This is a genomic window from Mycobacterium sp. OTB74 (assembly GCF_029892685.1).
In the GTDB taxonomy this organism is placed as follows: domain Bacteria; phylum Actinomycetota; class Actinomycetes; order Mycobacteriales; family Mycobacteriaceae; genus Mycobacterium.
The window spans coordinates 480,077-505,901 of record NZ_JARXVD010000001.1 but is presented as its reverse complement, the minus strand read 5'-3'; the positions used below and the strand labels follow the sequence as shown (position 1 = coordinate 505,901).

The following is a 25,825-nucleotide window of genomic DNA, read 5'->3' as shown; positions in this document are numbered from 1 at the left end:
GCGCCCAAAAGCTAATTATTGCAAGCTTTTTCGCGTTTCTGGTGCAAGACGGGCTATTCGTCGCTACGTCAGCTTCGGCATGCCAAAGCTGGGAAACAGGTCCGTCGTTCCCCAGTCCGCTGCTTCAGCGGTGTTGATCACCTCTGGGAAGTTCGGGTACCAATCGCCATTGACCTCCCAGTGCGCCCATGCAACTGCCATGCTGATTCCATTGGCCGAGTACCGGATACAGCTTTGGCTGTTCACCCATTCCCCTCCCTTCTGCGCGTAGAAACCGCCGCCGGATTCCATATTGCAGGAGTCCCAGCCGTGTCCCCGCTTGCCCTGGACCTGACCTTGTGTGTTGGTGAAGGTCGCGGTTGCGGCCGTGAACATCGCGTTGATCTCGTTTGGGTTGAGTAACGGGTTATCCGCGGCAGGCAGATTCAGCGCGGCGAGGACGCGTGCCATATCGACCGCAGCCGCCGAGATTTCACCCGCTGGGCCATCGACAGCATAGTTCGCATTGCCGTACCCGTTGGGAACCAAGCGTTGATTGGCGTCAACCACGCTGTGGACGACGGGCATCGTGACACATGTGTACCGGGCCTCGTCCTGGGCCTGGCCGCTCAGCGGACCAACGGATAGCCGGATGCGCTTCAACGCCAACGGATTAGCAACATACTTCGCCACAGCTTCGATGAATGACATTCCGCGCTTCTTGGCCACGATCTGCCCGAGCAACATCTAGCCAAAGTTGTTGTACTGCCAGGCAGCTGCGGACCCCGGGGTCCCCGTCAACGGCTGTCCGGCAAGCCACGAACTGAACTGAGCCGGAGTGATCGGAAGCTTCGCTCCCAGGAACGCCGACAGGATCGTCGTATCGGCAACGTTTGTCGGCACTCCGGAGTTGTGGTCGAGGAGATGTTCAACGGTGATGTTGGAGAAGTTCTTGGCCAGCGGAGTACCGTTGGGCGGCTTGAGGTTCAGGATGCTCTGAACCGTGTCGGACAGGTTCAGTTTGCCCTCGTGCACCAGCTGATGGATGAGAATCGCGGTGACGGTTTTGCTGCAGCTTGCCTGCCGGAAGGCGGTAATCGGTTGTGCTGCTGGATATCCCGGTTCTGCATACGTGTATCCGCGGGCCAGTACCAACCGGCTGCCCTTCACCAGGGCAAGCGAAGCGTGGCGGATGCCGTAGGTTGTCATCACGTTATGCATCGCGGCGTCGTAGGGGTCGTTCTTGGTGGAGGTGGGTGATCCGGCGACGCTGAAAACGCGGGGGGTGATCCGGTTGGTAGCGGCGAATACCGCCGCGAACCGAACTCTGTCACCGACTCCGCCGCCTTGCACCTCGATCGGATATAGCCCTTTGGCGGTCAGCGAGTCGAAGGTCTGCTGGTATTGCGCGGCCGTCAGGCCATGACGAGCCTGCCAATCACCGATTTGGTCGTCACGGAACACCGACGCGTAATCGCCGTCCCCAGTGGGTGATACGAGGTACGGCCGGCCACCGACCGAGGTCTGCACGTTGAAGCGGGTCTGATAGTCGGCGGACGAGTCGTCGGTGCCGTCGCCGTTCCACGCCGTCGATGCGGCGTTCGGCACCATGACAACGGCATATCGACGGTTGCCGGGTGTCCCGTAGACATCGAGCGACAGAGGCATTGTCGTCGACGCGAAGACGTCGCCGGCGCTGTCGAGGCGGGCATCGTTATAGATGGTGGCCAGCTCATCGGCGGTCAATCCGAATCTGGTCAGCGGTATCGGCGACATCGGTTGCCACACTGCGGCAAACAGCGGGTCGCTCGCTGACCCGGTCACCGACAGAAGGGCCTGGCCGTAACCCTCGGCTGCATATTTGTCGAAGAACGCTTGATAGTCATGCGCGTTGTAGCCCCATTCCACCTACTGCGGAACGGGATTGGGGCGGTTAACCATCACTGCCGCAAACATCGGGGCGTTGGTCGGACCGTAGATCGACAACGATTCGAAGCGATAGCCCTTGGGATAGTAGGTATTGAAATGCGTTTGCAGAGTGTGTGAGTCGATGTTGTGCCAGGCAACGAAGTCGGTCATGGTCGATTCCCTACTGTCGGGCTTCGCATCTGCCGAGCTGATTCGGCAGATGCAAGGAGGTTCTTGAATGTGATGCTGTGTCAGTCGCGCGATCGGCCTTCACGGCTGCGAAAACAGCGTTGTCATGTGGAGCGGCATATCGCTTGGCTGAGCCACCTGGCGTAGCCGCTACTTGTGTTTGTACGGGGGCGTGCCGCCGGATTCGAGGGTGTACACACCACAGTCCTCGACACGTGCTGCAGTTACTGGGACCTAAGAAATTCGAGTGTTACCAGTTGCGTCAGCGTCTTACGTCAGCGTCGACCGCGCGTGGCACGGCCCGGCTTGCGGGCGACCTTACCCGCGGCTGCGCGAGCGGCCTGCTTCGCGAGGGTCTTCTCCCGCGCGGTGCGTTTCGGCGCCGGCTCGGCCTGCCCGCGCGACGAACTAGCTTTGCGGCCCCGCACAATCCCGATGAACTCCTCGACCAGCTCCGGCTGCGGCCCTTCCGGGAAGGCAAGCGCCACAGGGCAGGTCGGCGCGTCGGTGATGGGGCGATACGTGAGGTCCTTGCGGTGATACAGCCGGGCCAGTGACTGGGGAACGATGAGTGCGCCCATCCCTGCGGCGACGAGTTCTATTGCGTCCTCGGTGGTTTCGGGTCGATGGTCGACCGGGGTGCCGGGAGCGTCCGTCCAGCTGACGACGTCGTCCAGTGGCAGCAGCGTCGGCTCGCCGTCGAGGTCCGCAGCGGTGATCTCGTCGACGGCGCTGAGAAGGTGATCGGTCGGCACCACGGCCACCGCCGTCTCCTCGTAGAGCGGGATGACGGCCAGCCCGGACGTGTCAGCCGGCAGTCGGAGCAACGCCACGTCAACGGTGCCGGCCCGCACTGCGGCGGCCGCTTCCGCCGCGGCGACGGCATGCAATTGCAACGGAGTATCGGGGTGCCGTTCCGCCCAGATCCGAGCCCACTTGGCGGGCGTCCCACCAGGGACGTACCCGAGGGTGAGGCGGATCGGGGTCACGGCATCAGGTTACCGATAGGCTGAAGTCATGAGCAGGCCAAACGCGCAGTCCATGAAACCCGCCACGGCGGCCAAGAAGCTGGACGTGTACCTGCCCGCGACGCCTGCGGAGTTCCAGGAGAACGCGATCACCCGCGCCGAGCTCGCCGCCCTACAGGACGATCCGCCGCAGTGGCTCAAGGACCTCCGCAGGAACGGACCCCACCCGAAGAACCTCGTGGCCGCGAAGTTGGGCGTCTCTATCGCCGGTCTTGCGCGCGGCGGCGTCGAGAAGGCGCTCACCACCGAGCAGATCAATCAACTGCTCGAGGAGAAGCCGGATTGGCTGGTCATCGAACGCGAGAGCTACCAGGAAGTGTTGCGCGAGCAACGTCGCGTGAAGGCACTGCATGCGGACCAGGCTCGCGAGAGCTGAGTCTATTTCCTCCGGGTGTCGTCTGTTGCTGCACCACGGCCGAAAGCGACTCTCGGCGGGTTCGGACTCGGCACCGCGTGCTCAAAGAGAGCCATGCGGACCCTAGCCACGACCAGCCCTGCGGCCGGTGCGCAGCGCGGGTTCGGAAGCGAGCGCTATGCAATCACCGGCGCGAGATCACCCGCGAAAGCAACGCCACGACCGTGCATCGTGTTTGTTGAGTGGCCGAGAGTATGCGCCGCCGCCGTACTGGAGGTCGCACGCAGCGTTCATATCAACGTCGCGCCAGGAGAGGTCGAGGTAGGTGCATCGCCACGAATAGGCGTTGCTGGGGTCATACCGGATCCCGCTGAGTTCGGTCGCGCCCACAAACGATTTGCACCAGGCGTTGACGTCGACGCCACCGAGCATCGTCTCGGCGTGCGCGGCCGGCGCGGCACCGAGGCTGATCACCGCCGCGACACCAGCACAGCTCGTGGCAACCTTCTTCGCCCAGTTCATGTGTTCAGCCCCTTCGGAATACGGGTCGTACGGACCGGGATCACGCTGCCATGACGGTGTCGTCGTGGGTATCGGCCATTCGGACGACCCCACACCCGTCTCCGCTCCGGACCATCTACGTTCTGTCACGGAGGTGGTCCGGAGCTGCTGCGCAGATACGGCACCCCGTTGCTGTCGGACTCCGCGCGTACTTTCCCGCGCTTGGGCATCACTCAGTTCACTACCCGCGTGCCTAGAGCATGCAGGACACGCAACCCTCGACCTCAGTGCCTTCCAGCGCCATCTGCCGCAGTCGGATGTAGTACAGCGTCTTGATGCCCTTGCGCCACGCGTAGATCTGCGCCTTGTTGACGTCGCGGGTCGTCGCGGTGTCCTTGAAGAACAGCGTCAGCGAAAGCCCTTGGTCCACATGCTGAGTCGCAGCGGCGTAGGTGTCGATGATCTTCTCGTAGCCGATCTCATACGCGTCCTGGTAGTACTCCAGGTTGTCGTTCGTCAGGTACGGCGCCGGGTAGTAAACCCGGCCGATCTTGCCTTCCTTGCGAATTTCGATCTTCGACGCCACCGGATGGATCGACGACGTCGAGTGGTTGATGTACGAGATGGACCCCGTCGGCGGGACGGCCTGAAGGTTCTGGTTGTAGATGCCGTGCGTCTGCACGGACTCCTTCAACGAGCGCCAATCATCTTGCGTCGGAATGTGAATGCCGGCGTCTGCGAAAATCTGGCGCACCTTGTCGGTCTTCGGCTCCCACACCTGCTCGGTGTACTTGTCGAAGAACTCGCCGCTGGCGTACTTCGAGTTCTCGAACCCGCCGAAACGCTTACCACGTTCTATCGCAATGAGATTCGACGCCCGCAGTGCGTGGAAGAGCACCGTGTAGAAGTAGATATCGGTGAAGTCGATGCCCTCTTCGGACCCGTAGTGAATCCGTTCCCGGGCCAAGTAGCCGTGCAGGTTCATCTGCCCCAGGCCGATGGCATGAGAATCGTTGTTGCCCTGCTCAATCGACGGCACCGACCAGATGTGGGTCTGATCGCTCACCGCGGTCAGCGCGCGGATCGACACCTCGATGGTCTGCGCGAAGTCCGGTGAATCCATGGTCTTGGCGATGTTCAGCGAACCCAGGTTGCACGAGATGTCTTTGCCCACCTTGGCGTAGGACAGGTCGTCGTTGAAGATCGACGGCGTCGAGACCTGCAGGATTTCCGAGCACAGGTTCGAGTGGGTGATCTTGCCCGCGATGGGGTTGGCCCGGTTCACGGTGTCCTCGTACATGATGTACGGGTAGCCCGACTCGAACTGCAACTCAGCCAGAGTCTGGAAGAACTCGCGAGCCTTGATCTTGGTCTTACGGATGGCTCCGTTGTCGACCATCTCGTAGTATTTCTCGGTGACGTTGATGTCGGCGAACGGCAGGCCGTAGACACGCTCGACGTCGTAGGGCGAGAACAGGTACATGTCGTCGTTCTTCTTGGCCAGCTCGAAGGTGATGTCCGGGATCACCACGCCGAGGCTCAGCGTCTTGATCCGGATCTTCTCGTCGGCGTTCTCCCGCTTGGTATCCAGGAACCGATAGATGTCCGGGTGATGCGCGTGCAGGTACACCGCACCGGCACCCTGGCGCGCGCCGAGCTGGTTGGCGTAGGAGAACGAATCCTCCAGCAGCTTCATGATCGGGATGACGCCCGAGGACTGGTTCTCGATGTTCTTGATCGGCGCGCCGTGTTCGCGAATGTTGCTGAGCAGCAACGCAACTCCGCCGCCGCGCTTGGACAGCTGCAGAGCCGAGTTAATGGAGCGCCCGATGGACTCCATGTTGTCCTCGATGCGCAGCAGGAAGCAGCTCACCGGCTCGCCGCGCTGCTTCTTGCCCGAGTTGAGGAACGTCGGGGTAGCCGGCTGGAACCGGCCGTCGATGATCTCGTCGACCAGCTTCTCGGCCAGGTCGGTGTCACCGGCGGCCAGCGTCAGGGCCACCATCACCACACGGTCCTCGAAGCGCTCCAGGTAGCGCTTGCCGTCGAACGTCTTCAGCGTGTAGCTGGTGTAGTACTTGAACGCGCCCAAAAACGTCGGGAAGCGGAACTTCTTGGCGTACGCCCGGTCCAGCAGGCTCTTCACGAAGTTGCGGCTGTACTGGTCGAGCACTTCGCGCTCGTAGTACTCCTTCTCGATTAGGTAGTCGAGCTTCTCGTCCTGGCTGTGGAAGAAGACCGTGTTCTGGTTGACGTGCTGCAGGAAGTACTCACGTGCGGCCAGCACATCCTTGTCGAACTGAATCTTGCCGTCCTTGTCGTACAGATTGAGCATCGCGTTGAGCGCGTGGTAGTCGCTCTCCCCCGGCAATGCATGCGAGGTGGCGGCTACTGGTTCTGCAGCTGCGACGGTTGGTGACACGTCTGTTCCTTCCAGAATTCTTCCCAGAAATTGGCCAGGCCCTCTCGAACGGCGTCCACGTCATCCGGGGTCCCCATCAGTTCGAAGCGGTACAGGAACGGCACCCCGCATTTACGGGAGACCACATTGCCCGCATAAGCGAACTCGGCACCAAAGTTGTTGTTGCCAGCGGCAATAACGCCGCGGATCAATGAGCGGTTGTGCTCGTTGTTGAGAAACGCGATGACCTGCTTGGGTACATAACCACCGTCGTTGATGTCGGGGGTGGCTCGCCCGCCGCCATAGGTCGGGAGCACCAGCACGTACGGCTCGGTGATGACCCCGTCATCGAGGCGCCCGTGCAATGGAATGCGAATGGCGGGGATGCCCAGCTTCTGCACGAAGCGGTGGGTGTTCTCCGACACGCTGGAGAAGTAGACGAGATTGCTCATCGTTCTCCTCACTTCTCCTTGGCTGATTGACCCCCTAGGCGCTGACCGCCGCCCCGCTGAGCGCTTTGATCCGGTCCGGACGGAAGCCTGACCAGTGCTCGTCACCGGCCACCACCACCGGGGCCTGCAGGTAGCCGAGCGCCATCACGTAGTCCCGGGCTTCGTCATCAACGCTGATGTCGATTTTCCGGTAGGCGATGCCCGCCTTGTCCAGCGCCTTGTAGGTGGCGTTGCACTGCACACATGCCGGCTTGGTGTACACGGTGACGGTCATCTCGGTTCGACTCCTCTTCCCCTGGAAGGCTCTCAAGACGTTGGCTGACTAACTCTGACTGGCAACTACTCGGGTACTGCTCACCACTGAAATGTCACTTCCTTCAGCGGCCCGGCTATCCCCCGAAATTCCCGGATGTCCGGCCGACCTGAACCGCGCCTCAGATGTGGCCGAAAAACCGTTCACACCTGACTTCGCAACCCCGGTCGACCCTCGATCTGTGGGGGCCTGTCGGTCTTCCAAACACTACACCTAGTGGCCGACATTGCCAGCAGATACAACATGTTCTGAACCACATTCGTGAAATTCCCAGGTCGAACACCCACGACACCGCTCCCACGCGGCGTGTCGCACATCACATTTTTGCTGTGTAGCGGTTCGTGCTGGGGCACATCTACTGGTCTATCACCAGGCACTGACAATTCCGGGCGACCGACACGCTATAGCTGCCACCAGCCAACAAGCCACCGGCAGCAGATCAGATGCGCTCGGCGCGCCGCTTGGGCACGGTTGACCGGCAGTCGGCGGCGCCCGGCCCCACGAACATGCGTACGAGCAACCCGCAGGTTTGGCATGCCGGATGGCACCACTGGATACGCCAACTCTGCCCGGTTTTCGGGTCGGCGCATTGGGTACGTGCAGTCAGCTGGTCGGCGGCTCCTGTTGCTCGTCGGGATGCTCGGCAGCACCGGTCCTGCATCACTCGCACACGCCGATGCATCGATCCGAGCCATACCGCTCCGGCCACAAACGCAATCAATGCCACCAAGGCTGCGACACCCCCGACGAGTGACTGACCGACGGCAACCGTCGACAGGCTCACCAGGACTGCCACCACCCCGATCGCGATGAGAATCAGCCCAAGGCCGTTGGCACCGTATTTCATCGACTCCCCGGCGTGTTTGCGAGTAGTACGCGCATGGTCGACGGGATCGGACTTCTGGCCTTCCATCTGACATCTCCTTGATTCTTCGGGCAGTATCGGGAGCCCACGGTGATTCATCGCCAAAATGCGTTGACTCACAGCAGTTTTCGCGCAACCACCCAGTCAGCGGCGACGACAGGGTCACCAGGGCACGCCGGCGGGGTCATGGATGCTGCGTAGTCGGCTGGAGATTTGATACCCGCCTTACCCGATCCAATCGCCCATCACCGAAACCTCAAGGGACTCCACTCGAATCACCTAGCGGTCCAGCGGTATTGCACCTCCACTATCAGCGGCGCGGTTTGGCGCCGACCTAACCGGGTATTCACCGCCAGTCCCTACAGACAGACGGTCGGAGGCGGCTGTACCCATGCCCGAATCGAGTGCTGAAAAAGATGACGGTTTGGGGGCAGCATGCACGATTCACGACCTGACCAGTCTGAGCCTGTTGCGGTGACCGACCAGAATTTGGCCCGCACCACGATCGTGCCGACTGTAATCGCCTATGGTTTGGCGTTTTTCGGCCTGCTGACAGGATTCATCGCCCTCAGCTCCGACCGTCTGTACGTCGGGTCCATCGCGATCATTGCGGCCGTTGTGGCTGCCACTGTCGGCTCAGTGTGGCTGCTCAACAGACTGGTGCACAACCAACACCTCATGCAGCGGCGGATGGGCAATCCTCGCCTCTGAAGGTGTGGTCCCGATTGATTGCAACGCTCCGGGCGCCGTCCGACCATCTCCAGTGCACACCAGAAGGAGGGAGTATCCGTCATGCCGAAGACCACCAAACAAGGCCGGCCCATACAGGACGAATTACCCAGTACTGTAAAGAATTCGGGGCCCAAGGCGCAGCGCACCTTTGCCAAGGTGCACGATTCAGCGGTTGCCACATACGGAGAAGGCGAGCGTGCCCACCGCGTCGCATATGCCGCGCTGAAACACAGCTACGAAAAAGTGGGCGACCGCTGGGAGGCCAAAGACCAACCCGGCCCCTCTGATCAGCGAGCAACCACGGGCGGACCCAACGCACACGGAGCGACCGCTGAGGGCGTCAACGCCAAAGCGAGCAAGAAGTATCTGCTCGAGGTTGCGCGCCGACTTGAGATTCGCGGGAGATCGACCATGACCAAAGCAGGGCTCGTCAACGCGATCCAGAAAGCCAATCGCGCTGCGTCTCGTAGCAATCATTGAGCGCACAACAGGTGACCAGCGCGAGCAGCCAGCCGAAGGTGAGGCCGAGACACGTACTGACCGAATGCTTTTCGGGAACCACTGCGGAAGACCAGGGTTTGGCCGTGGTTTGGGCCGGGTACCCGTAATCCATCGCTTCTGACGGATACGTCAACAGCACTGCTGAAAGGGAAAATGCCATGATCATCTTGGGTGTCGTATTGGTCATTCTGGGATACGTTCTGGGACTGTCGATCCTGAATACGGTGGGAGTCGTTCTGATCGTAATCGGTGCGGTTCTGTGGATTCTCGGTGCAGTTGGCCGGCCGGTAGCAGGACGCCGGGTGTGGTTCTGAGTGCGCGTGCCGTATGCCGATGTGCCAAGCCACTGGAAAGCCAGCCACTAAAGACCGGCGCAGCGAGTCGGCGAGTAACTGTTCGAACACCGCTCACCACGACATGGTGGCGCAGCCGCACGGAACCGAGGAAGTGCAGATCGCCGCCGCCGAAGCCGTTGCGGCGGTAATGAAGACGGACATATTTCTGACGACCCTCGCGCCCCGGTGTCCTTCCACGATGTCAAAGACCTCACCCCGGGGCACCAGGCTCAATCTGCGGTCTCCGAATGAGGTGAGCGACGAGTCAGACTCTGAGCTCAGCTGGAGTAAGCCTGACTGATGTCGTCGCGGCGGCGAACCAGTCGAGCACCTGCAGTACAAGCGGCCACCCCGACCATCAGCACAACGACCGTTTCGGTTACGACGCTCAAAAGCGCATACGGTGCCGGTTCGAAGCCCCGCTCGACGAATCCGAACAACCCAACGGTCCGTGACAATCCGAACGCCACCAGAGCACCCGCCGACAGCACACCTGACACCCACCAGAACCACCGCGGGCCACCGACCGCCAGCAGCACCGCAACGGCGCAGAACGCCGAGGCCTGGACCAGGAAGCCGGCGCCGATCACCGGTATCTGTCGGTACCCGTGTGCGTAGAGGTAGCCGTGCAGCAGACCGCTCACCAACATCGCAACAGCGATCACCCAGCGACTGACCGTACTCATCACGACAAGGTCCGTTCCTTGAGCGCCAACGCGTGCTGGCCGGTGGTGTAACTGACCTCGCGGATACCGAGCGCGTCGTGCAGCTTGCCCGCGGGCAGCGTCACCGGCTTCGGTGCCGGTGCCTGGCCGGGCTGTGGCAGCGGATAGGCGGTGGTGGTGCCGCTGTGGAATGTGATGTTGCCGTCGGTCTTGGAGAACACTTGGTGCACATGCCCGTTGAGACAGGTCACCGAAGCGAACCGCCGTAGGTAGCTCAGGGCCTGGGTGGCGTCATCGGTGCCCCAACCCCAGTCGGGATACATGGCGAACAGCGGAATGTGACTGAACACGACGACGGGCGTATCGCTTGACAGCGGGGCGACATCCTTTTCCACGAATTCCAGTTGATCGACTCCCAGGTGGCCGAGCTTCTTGAGGTTGAGTGTGTTCACCAGCGCGATGACATGTACCCCGGCGATGTCGAAGCTGTACCAGCCGTCACCACGGGTTCCCGCCCCGAACGCCTTACGGTACTTGGCACCGCCATCGTCGGCCGAATCATGTTCGCCGGGAACGGTAAACACGTGCGGTGTACGCAGACCGGTCAGCATCTGCTTGACCTGATCGAACTGAGCTGGGGTGGCCAGGTGAGTCAGGTCGCCGGTGTGGATGACGAAGTCCGGCGTGTAGTCCAGACCGTTGACGGTGTCGATGGCATGGGTGAACGAGCCGCTGACATCGGTGTTGGCGGGGCCGGTGAATCCGATGTGGCTGTCGCTGACCTGCGCGAATCGTAGGGTCGGTTTGGCCGGCGCCGTTCCTGCCGGGCTGCCGGCGACATGCGAGAGCACTTCCCCACCGGCGACGGTCAGTCCGACCGCCGCCCCGAACCATGCGGTGTGACGGATCAGCTGGCGTCGGCTCATCTTGCGCTGATCGGTGCTCGTCGGATCGGTGCTCATCGGGTCACCACCACGGTCCCGTGCATGAACGGGTGAATCCCGCAGACGTAGCCGAAAGTACCGGGCTCGCTGAACAGATAGCTGAATGTTGCGCCGGAACCCATTGCCGGAGAGCGGAACTGACCGCCTTCGGCCACGATGTTGTGCGGGTCCTCATCGTGGTTGGTCCACGTCACCGTCGTGCCGACAGCAACTGTCAGAGTTGCCGGCGCGAATGCGAAGTTGTCGATATTGACCGAGTTGGGCCCGGCCGGTTCTGGGTTGCGGGGTTCGGTTGTGGGCATGCTCATCGAGCCCATGGCGGGCGCCGAACCGGTCCCCTGCAGACCCGGGGTGGCACCGGGTGGCTGATTGAAAACAGGTGTAGCAGTTGAGCTTTGCGGCGTCTGTGATGAGCACGCCGCCAGCAGCACGGCTGCGAAGGAAAGCACAGCCAGGGATCGTCGCGACACGACGGGTACCTCCGTAGTCGTCGGGCAGAGGTGCGCCTTCGCACCCTCACCCTTGGAGATACGGCGGCGGGTTACACCGTCACGCCGGCGCGCCGCGAAGGGCCGGCGCCAAGACTTCGATCACACCGTCGACCTCGCGAACATTGATCTTCGGCAGGGCTTTTGGCGCTATGGGCAATTGATGGGTCAGCACCTGACCGTCCGTGGCGAACGAGGTGGAATGGCACGGACACCGCAGCCGATCGTCGGGTGCGTCGAACCACAGCCGGCAACCCTGGTGCGTGCAGACGCCGGAAACACCCTCCACTGTCCCGTCCACCCGCCGCACGAATCCCACTACCGATCCCAGATCGAACGGGTGCATGGTGCCCTCGGACACGTCGGCGCTGTCGGCGACCTTCTGCCAGGTGCCCGAAGTCGGGATGAGTTCGCCACTCGCGGTGTCCGGCTTGGCCGGCGCCCCACGACCGCCCACCAGGGCCCGATCAACCGCCACCGCGACGACCGCGGCACCAGCAGCCGCCGATGTGCCGACGACAACCTGACGCCGGTTGGCGTGCCGCCGGCCGGCCGGGACCTGAGCGTCGAACTGCGCGGCGAGCCGGTGCTGCAGGTCCGCGAGGAATTCCGGTCGCGGCTCGTCCGCGCCGGGCCGGGCCGCGCGCAGGTCGATCGCAGTGCGCACCTGCGCGGCATCGAAGTCATCGGGCTGGAAGCCACCCGGCCGGCGCCCGCGCACCAAATCGTCGAGGTATCGACGCAACCTGCGCGCGTTCATGGCTCGCCCTTCTCGTTGATCTGCGCCGCCAGTCGTAATGCCCGGTGCTGCAACACCTTTGCATTGGCGACGCTGACACCGAGCTCAGCCGCAGACTCCCGTATCGACTTGGTCTGCAGGAATCGCAGCTCAAGTATGCGTCGGTAGTTGTCCGGCAGAGTGCCCAATACGGCGGCGACACGCTCTGGCGCAGTGCTGATGGACTGCTCCGACTCTGGCGGGGCAGCTGTGTCGGGTTCGATCACCGTGACCTCCCGACCCATCGTCTCGCGCCAGTGCGCGGCCAGCACGGTGCGCGCAGTACTACGCAGATAAGCCCGCACCTCGGCGGCACTGGCGGTCAACCGCAACGGACGCAGCGCGGCCAGGAACACTTCGGCGGTGAGATCCTCGGCGTCAGCCTGGTTACCCACCCGGGCGTAGATGGTGCGGTACACCCACCTGGCGTTGTCCTGGTAGACGGCCTCCCAGTCGGGATAGCAAGAATCCGACGACACCACGCGTAGCGGTGGTCGGTCCACCGGATCGCGCTGTGCGGACACCTCGGCCCCGTCTCATCGGTGCAGCCCGGCACTCCGTAGCCACCTCAATCCGTAGATAGCCGCCCGGGTTACACCGAGTGTCCGCCGCCGACCTCGATCCGTCGACTCACTGGACAAAATCTGTCGGCTCAGCCGACCCCCGCCCGATCTGTCGGCTCAGCCGACCCCGCCCGATCTGTCGGCTCAGCCGACCCCGCCCGATCTGTCGGCTCAGCCGACCCCGTCCGATTATCGGCTCAGCCGACTTCCGCCACCAACTTGGCCACCACATCACGAACCCCCTCGACCACCTCGGCGGTCTCGCGCGGATGCTTGCCGTCGAATTTCGGCGCGGGCAGTGACAGCTTGACGTCCACCACATCCGCACCTGCGATACCGAACGACTTGCGGGTCTCGTCGTGCGCCCACACGCCGCCGTACTGACCGAACGAGGTGCCGATCACCGCGAGCGGCTTACCGACGACCGCACCGCTGCCGTAAGGCCGCGACAGCCAGTCGATGACGTTCTTGAGCACCGCGGGAATGGTGCCGTTGTACTCCGGCGTCACTGCCAGCACTGCATCAGCCTCGGCGGCCACCTTGCGCAACTCCACCACCGATACCGGCACTGTTTCCGGAGTATCTACATCCTCGTTGTAGAAGGGCAGGTCACCGAGCCAGTCCGCCACCCGCACCGTCACGCTGGCAGGCGCAGACTCGACCGCCACCTCGGCCAGCTGCCGATTCAACGAGCCGGCCCGCAGACTGCCAACCAGGACCAGGACTTTCGTTTCAGCCATTTTCTTCCCCTAGCTTGTGTGTCGCCGGTTCCAGCGAACCGATCGTCGCACACAGTAACCGGACTTCAGTCCGATTCGTTCCGGCTGAGCTAAAGTTCGAATATGAGCGACGCGCTGACCGGGCTGCCGATCACCGAAGCCGCCCCCGTCGAACGCGGCGATGCGGCGCGAAACCGGTTGCTGCTGCTCGATGCCGCCCGCCGACTAATCGATGAACGTGGCACCGACGCCGTCACCATGGACGACATCGCGAACGAGGCCGGCGTCGGCAAGGGCACGTTGTTCCGCCGGTTCGGCAGTCGCGCCGGGCTCATGGTCATCCTTCTGGACGAGGACGAGAAGGCCGAACAGCGAGCGTTCATGTTCGGGCCGCCACCGCTCGGTCCCGGGGCACCGCCGCTGCAGCGTCTGTGCGCGTATGGCCGGGATCGGCTGCAATTCGTGTGGAACCACCGGTCGCTACTGTCCGATGCCGCCCGCGACCCGCAAGCCCGCTACAACGCGCCTGCTGCCGTGCAGCACACTCACGTCCGGATGCTGCTGCAGTCCGCAGGCACCACCGGCGATCTGGACGCCCAGAGCGACGCCCTACTGGCCCTGCTCGACGCCGACTACGTGATCCACCTGCACGACGACCTCGGTCGCAGTTTGCAGGCCCAGGGAGACGCGTGGGAAAGCTTGGCGCGCAAGCTTTGTGGAACCTGAGGCCGGGCTGGTGACCTGGGTCCTGCATGTTGACCTCGACCAATTCCTGGCGTCGGTCGAACTGCGCAGGCACCCCGAACTGGTCGGCCTGCCGGTGATCGTCGGCGGCAACGGCGATCCGACCGAGCCCCGAAAGGTCGTCACCTGCGCGTCCTACGAGGCCCGGGCATTCGGCGTGCACGCCGGCATGCCCTTGCGCACGGCGGCACGCAAGTGCCCTCAGGCCACCTTCCTGCCGTCGGATTCGGCAGCCTACGACGAAGCCTCCGAACAGGTCATGGGACTACTGCGGGACCTGGGCCACCCCATCGAGGTGTGGGGTTGGGATGAGGCGTACATCGGAGCAGCGGTGGATGATCCGTTCGAACTGGCCGAACAGATCCGTACCGTCATCGCCGCCGAGACCGGGTTGTCGTGCAGCGTCGGGATCAGCGACAACAAACAGCGCGCCAAGGTCGCCACCGGATTCGGCAAGCCGGCCGGGGTTTTCGCACTCACCGCGGAGAACTGGATGGCGCTGATGGGCGACCGACCGGTAGAAGCACTCTGGGGTGTCGGCCCCAAGACCGCGAAAAAGCTTGTCGGCCTTGGTATCACCACGGTAGCTGACCTGGCCGCTACCGACGCCACCGTCCTGACATCGACCTTCGGCCCATCCACCGGATTATGGATCCTGTTGTTGGCCAAGGGTGGTGGCGATACCACGGTGAGCACTGAACCGTGGGTTCCCCGATCGCGCAGCCACGTGGTGACCTTCCCCGAGGACATTACCGACGTCGCCGAGATGACGGCGGCGGTCACCGACCTGGCCCGCGCTACCCTGGCCGAGATTGTCACGCAGAACCGGGTGGTCACGCGGGTGGCTGTAACCGTGCGCACCAAAACCTTCTTCACCCGCACCAAGATTCGGAAGCTGCCGGCCGCCGGCGCCGAGGAGGCCACCATCATCGCCACCGCCGTGGACCTGTTGCATCAATTCGATCTGGACCGGCCCATCCGGCTACTGGGCGTGCGACTCGAGTTGGAGATGCCCGCGTGCTGAACACCATCGCGATCCGGGGGTATCGGTCGCTGCGAGAGGTGGTCCTGCCGCTGACCGCACTGACTGTCGTGACCGGAGCCAACGGCACCGGAAAGTCGTCGGTGTACCGCGCACTGGGACTGCTGGCCGATTGCGGACGCGGTGACGTGATCAGTTCCCTGGCCCGTGAAGGCGGACTGCAGTCGGTGCTGTGGGCCGGACCGGAGAACACCAGCGGTGCACGCCGTACCGGGGTCAGCGAGGGCACCGCCCGCACCAGGCCGGTGTCACTCGAACTCGGTTTCTCAGCAACCGATTTCGGCTACCTCATCGATCTGGGTCTACCACAGGACCCGGGACATAAGTCGATGTTCGGCCGAGATCCGGAGATCAAGCGGGAGGTGGTGTTCGCCGGCGCCGTGCCTCGGCCCAGCAGCACCCTGGTGCGCCGCACCCGGGATTACGCCGAGGTCGCTTCCGATTCCGGCCGGGGCTTCGATGAATTGAGCCGCTCGCTGCCCGCCTACCGCAGCGTGCTTGCCGAGTACGCCAACCCGATCGCCCTGCCCGAATTGCACGCGGTTCGGGATCGATTGCGGGACTGGCGGTTCTACGACGGCTTCCGAGTCGACCGGCATGCCCCTGCCCGTCAGCCCCAAGTGGGCACCCGCACCCCGGTGCTCGGCAATGACGGCACCGATCTTGCCGCCGCCGTACAAACCATTCTGGAATCCGGATTCGACGATCTACCCCGAGCGGTGGCCGACGCGTTCGAAGGAGCCGAGGTGTCGGTCGCCGCCCGCGATGGACTTTTCGAGCTGCAACTGCACCAGCGCGGCATGCTCCGACCCTTGCGGGCGGCCGAATTATCCGACGGCACACTGCGATTCCTGTTGTGGGGCGCTGCCCTGTCGACAACGGCGCCACCGGCGCTCATGGTGCTCAACGAGCCGGAAACTTCGCTGCACCCCGATCTGGTGTGCCCACTCGCGGACATGATCGCGGTCGCCGCACGCCGCACCCAAGTGGTCGTGGTCACCCACTCGTCGGTGCTGCTCGGGCGGCTCATCGCCTGCGACGCAAGCGAAGTCGAGTTGGTCAAGCAGTGGGGCGAGACCCAGGTCGATGGTCAGACGATGATCACTGCGCCAGCTTGGGATTGGGGAAAGCGCTGATGCACAAAGGGATCGATCAGCTGGATTTGGGACCCAATACCTTCTTGGCCTCCGCACGCTTGGGGCGCAGTGCTCGGGTGAACAGCAGGTTCACTCTGCCCATCAGCATGCTGTAGGGCAGCCAGGCCACGCGCTTGAACAGATACAGCAGGCGGATGTCCGACGAGGTGTAAATCAGGAAGCGATTCTTGGCCGCTCCGGACAGAATCTGGTCGGCGGCCTTCTCCGGTGTCACGGCATGGCCGGTGAACCGGTCCACCCAACGCCGCACGTTCGGGTCGTCACGATCCACGCCGACGATCTGAACCGTTTGCACCAGTGGGGTTTTCACCGCGCCAGGCACTACCACCGAGACCCCGATGCGATGCCTGGCCAGATCGAATCGCAGTACCTCGCTGAGGCCGCGGAGCCCATACTTGCTCGCGCTGTAAGCCGCATGCCACGGCAGCGCAACGATGCCCGCCGCCGACGACACATTGACCAGTCGCCCGCCACTGCCGGCCGCCACCATCGGCGGCACCATGGTCTCTATGACGTGGATGGGCCCCATCAGATTGACATCAACCATGGAACGCCAATGGGCGTGGGTCAGCGTGCTGACCGTCCCCCACGCGGAGACGCCCGCAATGTTGAGCACCACGTCCATCGCAGGGTTCCGGCTGTGGATGTCCGCGGCAAAGGCTGCAACCTGCTCGTAGTCGGAGATGTCCAGGGCGCGGTACTCGGCCACGTGTCCGCCGAGCGATCGAACGTCGGCGACCACCCGGTCCAAGCCGGCGGCGTCGCGGTCAGTCAGGTACAGAATCGCGCCCTGCTCGGCGAGCTTGAGCGCCGTCGCCCGTCCGATGCCGCTGGCGGCGCCCGTCACAAAGCACCGCTTGCCGGCATAGCCGCTCCAACGCGTCATGGGCTGACCCTACACAGGCAGGTCGCCACCACCCCACAACGCGCTGAGCCACAACCGTTCCATGATCTCGACAGCACGCCGCGGATCATCGTCGCGTCCGACGAACGCGGCGTCGTGTGACAGCGTCATGGCTGTCGTCGCGGTCAAGGTGCGCACCAAGGCCGGCAGGTCGGAAGAAATCGGCCGGGCTCCGGCGTCCTGCTGCACCACTCCGACGATCTTGTCGATCACCGCGTCCTCGAAATCGTTCATCAAGTCCCGGATTTCGGCATCAGTCTTCTGCGCGATGGTGCATGCCGACATGATCGGGTCATTGGTGGCGAACACCTTCGCCGCGCTGCCGACCATCCGTTTGGCGAAATCCACCGGAGTCTCGTCGGCCTGCCGCGGCGCGAAGTTGTGGGTGAGCGCGTCGAGTTCCTCCATGGCCTCAGCAACGATGCGGGCCAGCACGGCATATTTCGAGTCGAAGTAGAAGTAGAACCCCGACCTGGCAACCCCGGCACGTTCACTAATGGTGCTGACCGACAGCTCGGCAAACGGCCGTTCCTCGAGCAGTTCGCGGACCGCTCGGACGATCGCGTCACGTTGACGGTCGCCACGGCTGCGGCCTTTGCCTGCCGGCTCTGGTTCGGCGCTCATGGCGCCCACCATGTCATCGACGCCACGCCCATTCAAAACTTGACATGCGTCAAGTTTTACAGACAAGATGGCCGCAGGTGGTGATATCCACCACAATTTCTGCACCGGGAGCGGCACATGGCGACCATCAGCACTCCGCGTTACCTCGTTGACCAGGCAATGCGCCGGCTCAAGCCGACGCCGGTAACCGTACCCGGAATGGGGCTCATCGAGGAGCGACTCAAGGACAGGGACTGGGACCAGTTCGTCCTCGCTGAACCGCCTGCAGGCAGCGGACTCAAGCCGGTCATGGGTGACTCGGGGCTACCGATCATCGGCCACATGATCGAGATCTTCCGCGGCGGCCCGGACTTCATCCTGCAGCTGTACCGCAAGCACGGCCCGGTGTACTACGCGCAAACCCCCGCACTGTCTTCGGTGATGGCGCTGGGTCCGGATGCCACCCAGGCGGTGTTCTCCAACCGCAACAAGGACTTCTCTCAGCGCGCCTGGGACCCGATCATCGGCCCGTTCTTCGATGGCGGTCTGATGCTGCTCGACTTCGACGAGCACATGTTCCACCGCCGGATCATGCAGGAAGCATTCACCCGCTCACGGCTGGCCGGTTACGTGTCACACATCGATTCGGTCGCCACCAAGGTGCTCGCCAACGACTGGGTGGCCAACGACCCCCGATTCCTCTTCCACCCCGCGGTCAAGGAACTCACCCTCGACATCGCCTCCGAGGTGTTCATGGGCCATGAGGCAGGTACCGACCGCAAGCTGGTCACCACCATCAACAACGCCTTCACCACCACCACCCGGGCCGGCAACGCCATCGTGCGCAAGCCGGTGCCGCCGCTGTCGTGGTGGCGCGGCATTCAGGCCCGCAAGACGCTGGAGGACTACTTCTCCAGTTCCATCGCAGAGCGGCGCAGCGCGGAGGGCTCCGACATGTTCAGCGTGCTCTGTCACGCGGAGGACGAGGAAGGGCGGAGTTTCACCGACGACCAGATCGTCGCCCACATGATCTTCCTGATGATGGCCGCGCACGACACCACGACATCGACGCTGACCACCATGGCCTACCACCTGGCAGCCAACCCCGAGTGGCAGGACCGCTGCCGCGACGAATCGGCGCGCATCGGCGATGCACCGCTGGACATCGACGCGCTCGAAAAGCTGGAAACCTACGACCTGGTGATCAACGAGTCTCTGCGGATGCAGACGCCGCTGCCGTTCAACTTCCGGCGAGCGGTCCGGGACACCGACCTGCTGGGCTACTACATCCCGGCCGGAACCGATGTGGTGACCTGGCCGGGGATCAACCACCGGCTGGCCGAGCTATGGACCGAACCAGAGCGCTTCGACCCCGAACGCTTCGCCGAACCGCGCAGTGAGCACAAGAAACACCGGTATGCGTTCGCACCGTTCGGCGGTGGCGCGCACAAATGCATCGGCATGGTGTTCGGTCAGCTGGAAATCAAGACCGTCATGCACCGACTGCTGCGCCGGTACCGCTTGGAGCTGCCACGCCGGGGCTACAAGCCCTGGTACGACTACGGCGGCATGGCGGTGCCGGTGGACGGCATGCCTATTGTGCTGCGACCTATTTCTTAGGGCGCCTCACCGGCACTATGCCGCCAGCCGGTTGGCGCACGCGACCATCGCACGCAGTGCCGACTGAACCGGGTCACGCGCCCAGCCCATCGCCCAGGTGTCGTGCACGCCATCAGTGCCGTAGATGAAGGTCGCTGTGGCGCCACCTGCCGCAGGCAGCTGATGGAACCGAAGCGCCTCCAGGGCGACACCGCTGTCGTGCAACATCGCGGTCAGTGCCGCGATGGGTCCGGTCGCCGCCGTAGTCGACGTGGCAATTCGGTTACCGACGGCGATCGTCGCCCGGTAGTCACCGACGCCGCTGATCGACCGACCGTGAGCCTCCCAGTTGCCAAGGCGCACCGGCCCATGCTGATGCCCGTACCGGTCGATGAACGCGTCGTGGCCCATCGAATCGGCGTCGTCGCGCAGGTCGCGCGGCAACGGGCGGTCGAACAGGTCCGCAAAACGCGAGGTCGAGGTCAGGTTTGATGACGAGATGGTGGAGGTCATGAGCCGGTCTTCTCTGCACAAAGGGAGTGACCGACGGGTAGTAGCTTCCGACCCACAGCGAGGGGTCGGTCTGGATCAGACCCCGCTGTGGGTGCTGGCTACTACGAGAATGTGATGCACGGTCGCCGAGGCTAGTCCCAGCCCACCAGATCGGTCAAGGCAGATTCGGCAGACTTCATCGCCTTGTTCAGCAGCGGCAGAAACGGCCGGTGACTCGGTCGGCCATCCCGGTGCAGCGGCATGCTGTCCTTGGCTGCGGCATACCAGTCGGATCGGGTGAGCTCGGACAGGTCCAACTCCCGGCCACAGCGGGCGGCCAGCGCGTGTAGCAACACCATCCCGGTACGTCCGTTGCCTTCGCGGAACGGGTGAATCTGGTTGTAGCGGCAGTAGATTCGGCTCAGCTCCCAGGCCAGCCGCGGATCGTCGTACTGCGCGCCGATGTCCGCCAAAATCGCTGCGGCCGAATGAATTTCAGACATCGCCTCGACCACATCAGACTGCCAGACAAAAGCCGAGTCGCCGCGCCGAAGGTCGACCGTGCGGTATTCCCCGGCCCACGAGAACACGTCGCCGAACAGCTCGCGGTGGATGGCACGCAAATCCAGTTCCGCCACAGTCAGGCTCAGGTGCCGCAACACCATCCGCCCGGAGGTTGCGATGTACTCGAGCGCTGCCAGGTCTTCAGCGTCATTGATGCCGAAGTTGTTGCGCAGCACCGTTGTTCCAGGCACCAGGTAAGGTACCGCACGACGGAACAACTTGCGCCGCACCGCTACAGGCGGATACCGCTCACGCCAACGAGCCAGATAGTCACCGAACCGGTCGTCACCAGCAGCCAACGCACCCAGATCTGCTATGTGCACCGGTTGCGGCTGCCACCCTTCGATGCGGTGGACGGCCAATGTCTGCACGACGGCGCGGTGTGCTGCCAGAGCCGTCGCATCGTCGTCGCCACCCATCAGCGGAACGCCGACGTCGAGGCGAGGTAGGTCAGCTTGCGGCTGACGCCCGCCACCTCCCGGGCCACGCTCCGCAGGGTGGCGCGGTCCTTCGGCGGCAGCTGCGACACCACCACAGAATCGCCGGTGCGCGACGTCCATCGGAACCGCAGCAGCCAGGTAAAGCAATCCTTCAGACTCGAAACATCGTCGTCGTCAAGCACATTCGCTGAACCTGCCGCATCGAGCCGGTCCAGTGTCGAGACCGCCGTCGAGCCGGCCGACAGTGCTGCCCACCGCGCAATCTTCACCAGCGGGTCGAACGCCGCGAGCTTGAGATCGACCGTGTCGGACTGGTTGGTCAGCATCCGCAGCCGCGACGGGAACACCGCCCGAAGCGTGGTGGCATCCTGCAACATATACTGCCGCACAGGGTAATTGGCCCTGGCCGCCCGCACCACCTGCGCACGCAACAGGTCATCAGACGGGCCGGTTACCGCGCGCGCGTCGGCCAGTATGCCCGTCATCACGACGCCTCGGTCCTCCCAAGGATCCGCGGCCCAGCGCGCAATGCCCTCTAACCAACTCGCATTGGTCCGGCAGAACCGGCGGCGGCTGGCCAGCACGCCGTTGGCATCCGCACGTACCCCGCAGCGCTCCAGCAAGGCGTGCACCTCGGCTGCCCGGGCCAGCACATTGGCGTGGTCCGGGCGCTGGTCGGCATCCTGGTCAGCACTGTCGGCCAACACGATCAGGGTCTCCACATCGGACCGAACCATGGCCTCGCCGCGCGCGACGCTGCCGGAGACAAACCACGTCCACGGTAGGTCGACCGCGGTCAGTCGTACCGCTGCGGCAATGCTGCCGCGCAGCACCCGTGACCAGCCGGCTGTGATGTCGACGGCCGACACCTGGGCACGCGCCGCGTCCCGCACCGATTGCAGTCCGAGCTCGATGCCGGCCCGCAACGTCGCCTCGTCGACAGCGGCATCGATACGTCGAACTGCGCCGTAAATGCCGGCCGACTGTTCGCCGCCGGACTCCTGGGAGGCCATACACACGATTTTTACCTCCAGGGAATCGCGTCACACAGTTGTCACAAAGAGGAAATGCCCACAACAACAAACCCCGATATTCCTATCGCATGACAGTTATTCCTGCCCGGTCAAGGAGAATTGGATGAGCGTCAACAGCCCGGTGTCATCGCGCGAAGACGCCGCCACTCTAGAAGAACTCGGGTACACGCAGGAACTGCACCGCGGCATCGGCTCATACGCCGCGTTCGCCTCGGGCTTCTCCTTCGTGTCCATTCTGACCACGGTCTTCGCCTTCTTCCCACTGGGGTTCTCCCTCGGCGGGCCGGCCTTCGCGTGGACCTGGCCAATCGTGTTCCTGTGCCAATTCTGCGTGTGCCTGGTATTCGCCGAGTTGTCGGGCAAGTTCCCGGTCGCCGGCGCCATCTACCAGTGGTCGCGTCGATTGGCCGGTGAGACCGTCGGCTGGTTCGCCGGGTGGTTCATGCTCATCGGCTACATCGTGTCGGTCGCGGCGCTGGCAATCGCGATGCAGACCGTGCTGCCGCCCATCTGGAGCGGATTCCAACTGGTCGGCACCAATACCGACCCCATGTCGGTCGACGGTGCCACCAACGGCATCATTCTGGGCTCCATCACCATCGTGTTGTGCACCATCATCAGTTCGGCCGGAGTGCGGCTGATGGGCCGGATCACGGTCACCGGGGTGACGCTGGAGATCATCGGCGTCGTGCTGATCGTCGCCGCGATGTTCTTTCATGCCCAGCGCAGTCCGGCCGTCGCCGTCGCGAATGACGGCAGTCACGGCCACGGTCTGGGCTACATCGGCGCATTCCTGGCCTCGATGCTGATGGCCGCCTACGTGATGTACGGATTCGACAGCGCCGCAGAGCTTTCCGAGGAGACCAGAGACCCGCGCAAGACCGCCCCCAAGGCCATCGTCAACGCGCTGCTGGTGTCATTCGTCGGCGGCGGGCTGATGATCCTGGCCGCACTGATGGCTGCGCCGACCTTCGAGTCGTCGTCCACCCCTGGCAACGACCTGGGCACCGGCGGTATCGCCTGGGTGATCCAGAGCCAGTTGAGCACACCGCTGGGGAAGACCCTTCTCGGATTGGTTGCGGTGGCAATGTTTTCGGCAACGCTGGCCATCCAGGCGTCGGCCTCGCGGGTGATGTTCTCCATGGCTCGCGACAACCGGCTGCCGTTCGGCAAGGCACTGGCCACCGTCAACAAGCGCACCGGCACCCCGGTGTTCACCGGTATCGCGGTCAGCGTGCTGGCCATTGGTGTGCTGCTACTGAACATCGGTCAGGCCAGCGTATTCGCCGCCATCGCTTCGGTTTCCGTGGTGATCGTCTACATCGCCTACCTGATGGTGACGCTGCCGGCGCTGATCCACCGGTTGCGCGGCCACAAGCTGTCCTACGGCAAGCCGGTGATGGATCTGGGCAAGTGGGCAGTGCCGGTGAACCTGGTCGCCGTGGTGATGGGTGGCCTGTTGGTCATCAACATCGGCTGGCCCCGCGAAGAGGTCTACGATCCGGCCGGCGGCTCATGGTTCCTGCAGTACTTCGCAGTCATCTTCATCGCGGCCATCACCGTCATCGGGTTCATCGCCCACCGGGTGGTCCGCAACCGCGAGGGTGCGCCCGAGCCGGTCGACGCCCTGGTGCGCACCAAGCGCGCATAACCGCCCTACAGTGATTTGGGCGCGTTTCGTATCGCTGAGCGATACGTAGCGCGCCCAAATCACATATACATATATGGTGTGCCGCGATGGGTTGGGAGCACGCGTTACTTCTGATCGCCGCCGGCATCGCGGGCGGTCTCACTGGCAGCATTGCGGGCCTGGCCTCGGTTGCGACGTACCCGGCGCTGTTGGTGGTCGGCCTGCCGCCCGTGACAGCCAACGTCACCAACACCGTCGCACTGACGTTCAACGCCGTCGGTTCGGTATGGGGCTCACTGCCTGAACTCGCCAACGCGGGCCCCTGGCTGCGACGGGTGCTACCGATAGGCGCACTCGGCGGCGCGGCCGGCGCGGCACTGCTGTTAGCAATCCCCGCATCGGGTTTCGAGTCCATGGTGCCCGTCCTGCTTGGGCTGTCGTCGCTGACCATCGCGATACCGCAACGCGATTCGGGAACGCCGAGGCGCCACCGCACGAAACTGATCGTCCTGGCAATCTTCGTGATCTGTTTGTACGGAGGGTTTTTCGGTGCGGCAGCCGGCGTGATGCTGCTGGCCTTGTTCCTGCACACCGGAAGCGAATCGTTGGCGCACGCCAATGCCGCCAAGAACGTCGTCCTCGGCATGGCCAACGGTGTTGCGGCCCTTGGGTTCATCGCATTCGCACCAGTGCACTGGTCTGCGGCACTGCCATTGGGTGCGGGTTGTCTGCTGGGCTCGCGACTGGGGCCCGTGGTGGTCCGTCACGCTCCGGCGACGCCGCTACGGCTGGCCATTGCAACAGCGGGGTTGGCCGTGGCGGTCAAATTGGGGTGGGACACCTACCGTTAGCGGAACGGATTGCCCCCCTTGGTAACCCGAACCCCCAAGTCGATCAGTGCGGCGGCCGAGGCGTGCAGTTTCTCGCCGGCGTCCCGATCGGCCAGCCCGGCAAGGTATCTCGACCAGGTCCCTTCGATGACGATGCCCAGTTTGAAACAGGCCATGGCGATGTACCAGTCCAGATGATCGGTTCGCCGGCCGCCCGCGGCCAGATAGGCCTCGAGCAGTTCCGTCCGGGTGGCCAGTCCCCCCGCTTCAGCCAGTGCCGACCCCACCACGATGCTGTTCGGCGGCGTCGGCCAGCACACCAGCATCCAGCCCAAGTCCAGCAGCGGATCGCCGACGGTGCACATTTCCCAGTCGACGAATGCGGCCAACTCTGGGCGGTCGCGGGCCAGCAACACGTTGTTGAGGTGGCAGTCACCATGCATGATGCCGGGCTCACCATCCGGCGGGCGGTTGTCCGTGAGCCAGGTCGCCAGCTCCGTGACACCGCTTAGCGACTCGGGATCGTACTTCTCATGACGGTAGCTCTGCAGTAGTCCGACAAACTGCGGAACCTGACGTGCCACAAAGGAACCTGGCTTCCGAATCCCGTCGAGCGGGCTGCCTTCCCAGGCCACGCTGCCGAGCTGGGCCAGGCTGGCGGCGTATGACGGTCCGACGTCATGGCGCAGTTGCGCCGACGCCGCATAGGCCTCAGACAGTTCCTCGCCCGGGTTGAAGCCGTCGACCTCCTCCATGAGGTAGAAGACCACCCCGGTCACCGACAGGTCCTCACACCCGGCGATGAATCCGGGATGCGGCACCGGCGTCCCGGCCAGAGTGCGCAGCACCGCGATTTCACGCTGCATGGTCCTGTCACTGGTCGGGCGTGGATGCAGGGGCGGGCGACGCAACACCACCGGTCGGCCGTCGATCCGCAACCGCACCACGATGTTCTGGGTGCCGCCGGTCAGCGGTTCGACGTCGGTGAGCTGCTCACCAATCCCCTGTTTTCGGATCCAGTTCTGGACGGCGTCACGGTCACGGTTGGTCAGGGTGGGCTGCATGGTGAA

At 63.7% G+C, this 25,825-nt stretch carries 29 protein-coding genes and 1 pseudogene; 10 read left to right on the top strand and 20 right to left on the bottom strand.

Annotated features, from left to right (window positions below):
- Positions 1–63: 63 nt before the first annotated feature.
- From M2432_RS02450 to M2432_RS02440, 3 genes and pseudogenes are all read right to left on the bottom strand, one after another.
- Positions 64–1,887: pseudogene (locus M2432_RS02450) on the bottom strand (serine hydrolase).
- Positions 1,888–2,058, bottom strand: coding sequence for a hypothetical protein (locus M2432_RS02445; protein ID WP_280825138.1), 171 nt, complete (start codon positions 2,056–2,058; stop codon positions 1,888–1,890).
- A gap of 293 nt (positions 2,059–2,351) precedes the next feature.
- Entirely contained in the window at positions 2,352–3,065 is a 714-nt protein-coding gene (locus M2432_RS02440) for a LysR family substrate-binding domain-containing protein (protein ID WP_280825137.1), read from the bottom strand.
- 28 nt (positions 3,066–3,093) lie between these two features.
- Here M2432_RS02440 and M2432_RS02435 point away from each other — a divergent pair, with 28 nt between their 5' ends.
- On the top strand, positions 3,094–3,480 hold the full coding sequence (locus M2432_RS02435; protein ID WP_280825136.1) for a DUF5997 family protein: 387 nt from the start codon (positions 3,094–3,096) through the stop codon (positions 3,478–3,480).
- Between the two features lie 177 nt (positions 3,481–3,657).
- Here M2432_RS02435 and M2432_RS02430 read toward each other — a convergent pair whose 3' ends face one another.
- From M2432_RS02430 to M2432_RS02410, 5 genes are all read right to left on the bottom strand, one after another.
- Entirely contained in the window at positions 3,658–4,074 is a 417-nt protein-coding gene (locus M2432_RS02430; protein ID WP_280825135.1) for a hypothetical protein, read from the bottom strand.
- A gap of 139 nt (positions 4,075–4,213) precedes the next feature.
- Positions 4,214–6,331, bottom strand: a complete 2,118-nt coding sequence (gene nrdE / locus M2432_RS02425) for a class 1b ribonucleoside-diphosphate reductase subunit alpha (protein WP_280825297.1) — start codon at positions 6,329–6,331, stop codon at positions 4,214–4,216.
- 17 nt (positions 6,332–6,348) lie between these two features.
- Positions 6,349–6,813: a class Ib ribonucleoside-diphosphate reductase assembly flavoprotein NrdI gene (gene nrdI, locus M2432_RS02420; protein ID WP_280825134.1), complete on the bottom strand. Its 465-nt coding sequence runs from the start codon at positions 6,811–6,813 to the stop codon at positions 6,349–6,351.
- Between the two features lie 34 nt (positions 6,814–6,847).
- Positions 6,848–7,087 (bottom strand): glutaredoxin-like protein NrdH, encoded by a 240-nt coding sequence (gene nrdH / locus M2432_RS02415; RefSeq protein ID WP_280825133.1) that lies wholly within the window; start codon positions 7,085–7,087, stop codon positions 6,848–6,850.
- Between the two features lie 478 nt (positions 7,088–7,565).
- On the bottom strand, positions 7,566–8,039 hold the full coding sequence (locus tag M2432_RS02410) for a hypothetical protein (RefSeq protein ID WP_280825132.1): 474 nt from the start codon (positions 8,037–8,039) through the stop codon (positions 7,566–7,568).
- Between the two features lie 426 nt (positions 8,040–8,465).
- Here M2432_RS02410 and M2432_RS02405 point away from each other — a divergent pair, with 426 nt between their 5' ends.
- From M2432_RS02405 to M2432_RS02395, 3 genes are all read left to right on the top strand, one after another.
- Complete coding sequence (locus M2432_RS02405; RefSeq protein WP_280825131.1) at positions 8,466–8,702, top strand: hypothetical protein; 237 nt, start codon at positions 8,466–8,468, stop codon at positions 8,700–8,702.
- Positions 8,703–8,783: 81 nt separating this feature from the next.
- A complete protein-coding gene (locus M2432_RS02400; protein WP_280825130.1) occupies positions 8,784–9,203 on the top strand; it encodes a ChaB family protein in 420 nt (139 codons plus the stop codon).
- A gap of 179 nt (positions 9,204–9,382) precedes the next feature.
- Positions 9,383–9,538, top strand: coding sequence for a hypothetical protein (locus M2432_RS02395; RefSeq protein ID WP_280825129.1), 156 nt, complete (start codon positions 9,383–9,385; stop codon positions 9,536–9,538).
- 299 nt (positions 9,539–9,837) lie between these two features.
- Here M2432_RS02395 and M2432_RS02390 read toward each other — a convergent pair whose 3' ends face one another.
- The 6 genes from M2432_RS02390 to M2432_RS02365 form a co-directional block, all read right to left on the bottom strand.
- The gene (locus M2432_RS02390; RefSeq protein ID WP_280825128.1) at positions 9,838–10,245 is read right to left on the bottom strand and encodes a hypothetical protein; all 408 of its coding nucleotides are present in this window, start codon (positions 10,243–10,245) and stop codon (positions 9,838–9,840) included.
- Complete coding sequence (locus tag M2432_RS02385) at positions 10,245–11,150, bottom strand: metallophosphoesterase (RefSeq protein WP_280825296.1); 906 nt, start codon at positions 11,148–11,150, stop codon at positions 10,245–10,247. The genes M2432_RS02390 and M2432_RS02385 overlap by 1 nt, the downstream gene beginning before the upstream one ends.
- A gap of 32 nt (positions 11,151–11,182) precedes the next feature.
- Positions 11,183–11,638, bottom strand: a complete 456-nt coding sequence (locus M2432_RS02380; RefSeq protein ID WP_280825127.1) for a cupredoxin family copper-binding protein — start codon at positions 11,636–11,638, stop codon at positions 11,183–11,185.
- A gap of 79 nt (positions 11,639–11,717) precedes the next feature.
- Entirely contained in the window at positions 11,718–12,416 is a 699-nt protein-coding gene (locus M2432_RS02375) for a Rieske (2Fe-2S) protein (protein WP_280825126.1), read from the bottom strand.
- Complete coding sequence (locus tag M2432_RS02370; RefSeq protein WP_280825125.1) at positions 12,413–12,958, bottom strand: sigma-70 family RNA polymerase sigma factor; 546 nt, start codon at positions 12,956–12,958, stop codon at positions 12,413–12,415. Before M2432_RS02370 ends, M2432_RS02375 begins: the two co-directional genes overlap by 4 nt.
- A 236-nt stretch (positions 12,959–13,194) precedes the next feature.
- Positions 13,195–13,737 carry an NAD(P)H-dependent oxidoreductase gene (locus M2432_RS02365; protein ID WP_280825124.1) on the bottom strand — a complete coding sequence of 181 codons (543 nt, stop codon included), beginning with the start codon at positions 13,735–13,737 and terminating at the stop codon, positions 13,195–13,197.
- Between the two features lie 102 nt (positions 13,738–13,839).
- Here M2432_RS02365 and M2432_RS02360 point away from each other — a divergent pair, with 102 nt between their 5' ends.
- From M2432_RS02360 to M2432_RS02350, 3 genes are read left to right on the top strand one after another with little or no spacing between them, the layout of a single operon-like run.
- Positions 13,840–14,442: a helix-turn-helix domain-containing protein gene (locus M2432_RS02360; RefSeq protein WP_280825123.1), complete on the top strand. Its 603-nt coding sequence runs from the start codon at positions 13,840–13,842 to the stop codon at positions 14,440–14,442.
- Between the two features lie 7 nt (positions 14,443–14,449).
- Positions 14,450–15,484 (top strand): DNA polymerase IV, encoded by a 1,035-nt coding sequence (locus M2432_RS02355; protein ID WP_280825295.1) that lies wholly within the window; start codon positions 14,450–14,452, stop codon positions 15,482–15,484.
- Positions 15,478–16,638: an AAA family ATPase gene (locus M2432_RS02350; protein ID WP_280825122.1), complete on the top strand. Its 1,161-nt coding sequence runs from the start codon at positions 15,478–15,480 to the stop codon at positions 16,636–16,638. The genes M2432_RS02355 and M2432_RS02350 overlap by 7 nt, the downstream gene beginning before the upstream one ends.
- A 16-nt stretch (positions 16,639–16,654) precedes the next feature.
- On the opposite strand, the gene M2432_RS02345 is transcribed toward M2432_RS02350, so the two are convergent.
- Positions 16,655–17,545 carry an SDR family oxidoreductase gene (locus M2432_RS02345; RefSeq protein ID WP_280825121.1) on the bottom strand — a complete coding sequence of 297 codons (891 nt, stop codon included), beginning with the start codon at positions 17,543–17,545 and terminating at the stop codon, positions 16,655–16,657.
- A gap of 9 nt (positions 17,546–17,554) precedes the next feature.
- A complete protein-coding gene (locus tag M2432_RS02340) occupies positions 17,555–18,187 on the bottom strand; it encodes a TetR/AcrR family transcriptional regulator (RefSeq protein ID WP_280825120.1) in 633 nt (210 codons plus the stop codon).
- A gap of 117 nt (positions 18,188–18,304) precedes the next feature.
- Here M2432_RS02340 and M2432_RS02335 point away from each other — a divergent pair, with 117 nt between their 5' ends.
- Entirely contained in the window at positions 18,305–19,786 is a 1,482-nt protein-coding gene (locus M2432_RS02335) for a cytochrome P450 (RefSeq protein WP_280825119.1), read from the top strand.
- A gap of 15 nt (positions 19,787–19,801) precedes the next feature.
- Here the strand turns inward: M2432_RS02335 and M2432_RS02330 are convergent, their stop codons facing one another.
- From M2432_RS02330 to M2432_RS02320, 3 genes are all read right to left on the bottom strand, one after another.
- The gene (locus tag M2432_RS02330; protein WP_280825118.1) at positions 19,802–20,278 is read right to left on the bottom strand and encodes a homocitrate synthase; all 477 of its coding nucleotides are present in this window, start codon (positions 20,276–20,278) and stop codon (positions 19,802–19,804) included.
- A gap of 131 nt (positions 20,279–20,409) precedes the next feature.
- Positions 20,410–21,240, bottom strand: a complete 831-nt coding sequence (locus M2432_RS02325; RefSeq protein ID WP_280825117.1) for a Fic family protein — start codon at positions 21,238–21,240, stop codon at positions 20,410–20,412.
- Complete coding sequence (locus M2432_RS02320; protein WP_280825116.1) at positions 21,240–22,274, bottom strand: putative nucleotidyltransferase substrate binding domain-containing protein; 1,035 nt, start codon at positions 22,272–22,274, stop codon at positions 21,240–21,242. Before M2432_RS02320 ends, M2432_RS02325 begins: the two co-directional genes overlap by 1 nt.
- Positions 22,275–22,398: 124 nt before the next feature.
- Between M2432_RS02320 and M2432_RS02315 the strand changes: the two genes are divergently transcribed.
- Positions 22,399–23,946 carry an amino acid permease gene (locus M2432_RS02315; RefSeq protein WP_280825115.1) on the top strand — a complete coding sequence of 516 codons (1,548 nt, stop codon included), beginning with the start codon at positions 22,399–22,401 and terminating at the stop codon, positions 23,944–23,946.
- A gap of 86 nt (positions 23,947–24,032) precedes the next feature.
- Positions 24,033–24,776, top strand: a complete 744-nt coding sequence (locus tag M2432_RS02310; RefSeq protein WP_280825114.1) for a sulfite exporter TauE/SafE family protein — start codon at positions 24,033–24,035, stop codon at positions 24,774–24,776.
- Here the strand turns inward: M2432_RS02310 and M2432_RS02305 are convergent.
- Positions 24,773–25,819 carry a phosphotransferase family protein gene (locus tag M2432_RS02305; RefSeq protein WP_280825113.1) on the bottom strand — a complete coding sequence of 349 codons (1,047 nt, stop codon included), beginning with the start codon at positions 25,817–25,819 and terminating at the stop codon, positions 24,773–24,775. The two genes, M2432_RS02310 and M2432_RS02305, sit on opposite strands and share 4 nt — an antisense overlap.
- Positions 25,820–25,825: the final 6 nt, after the last annotated feature.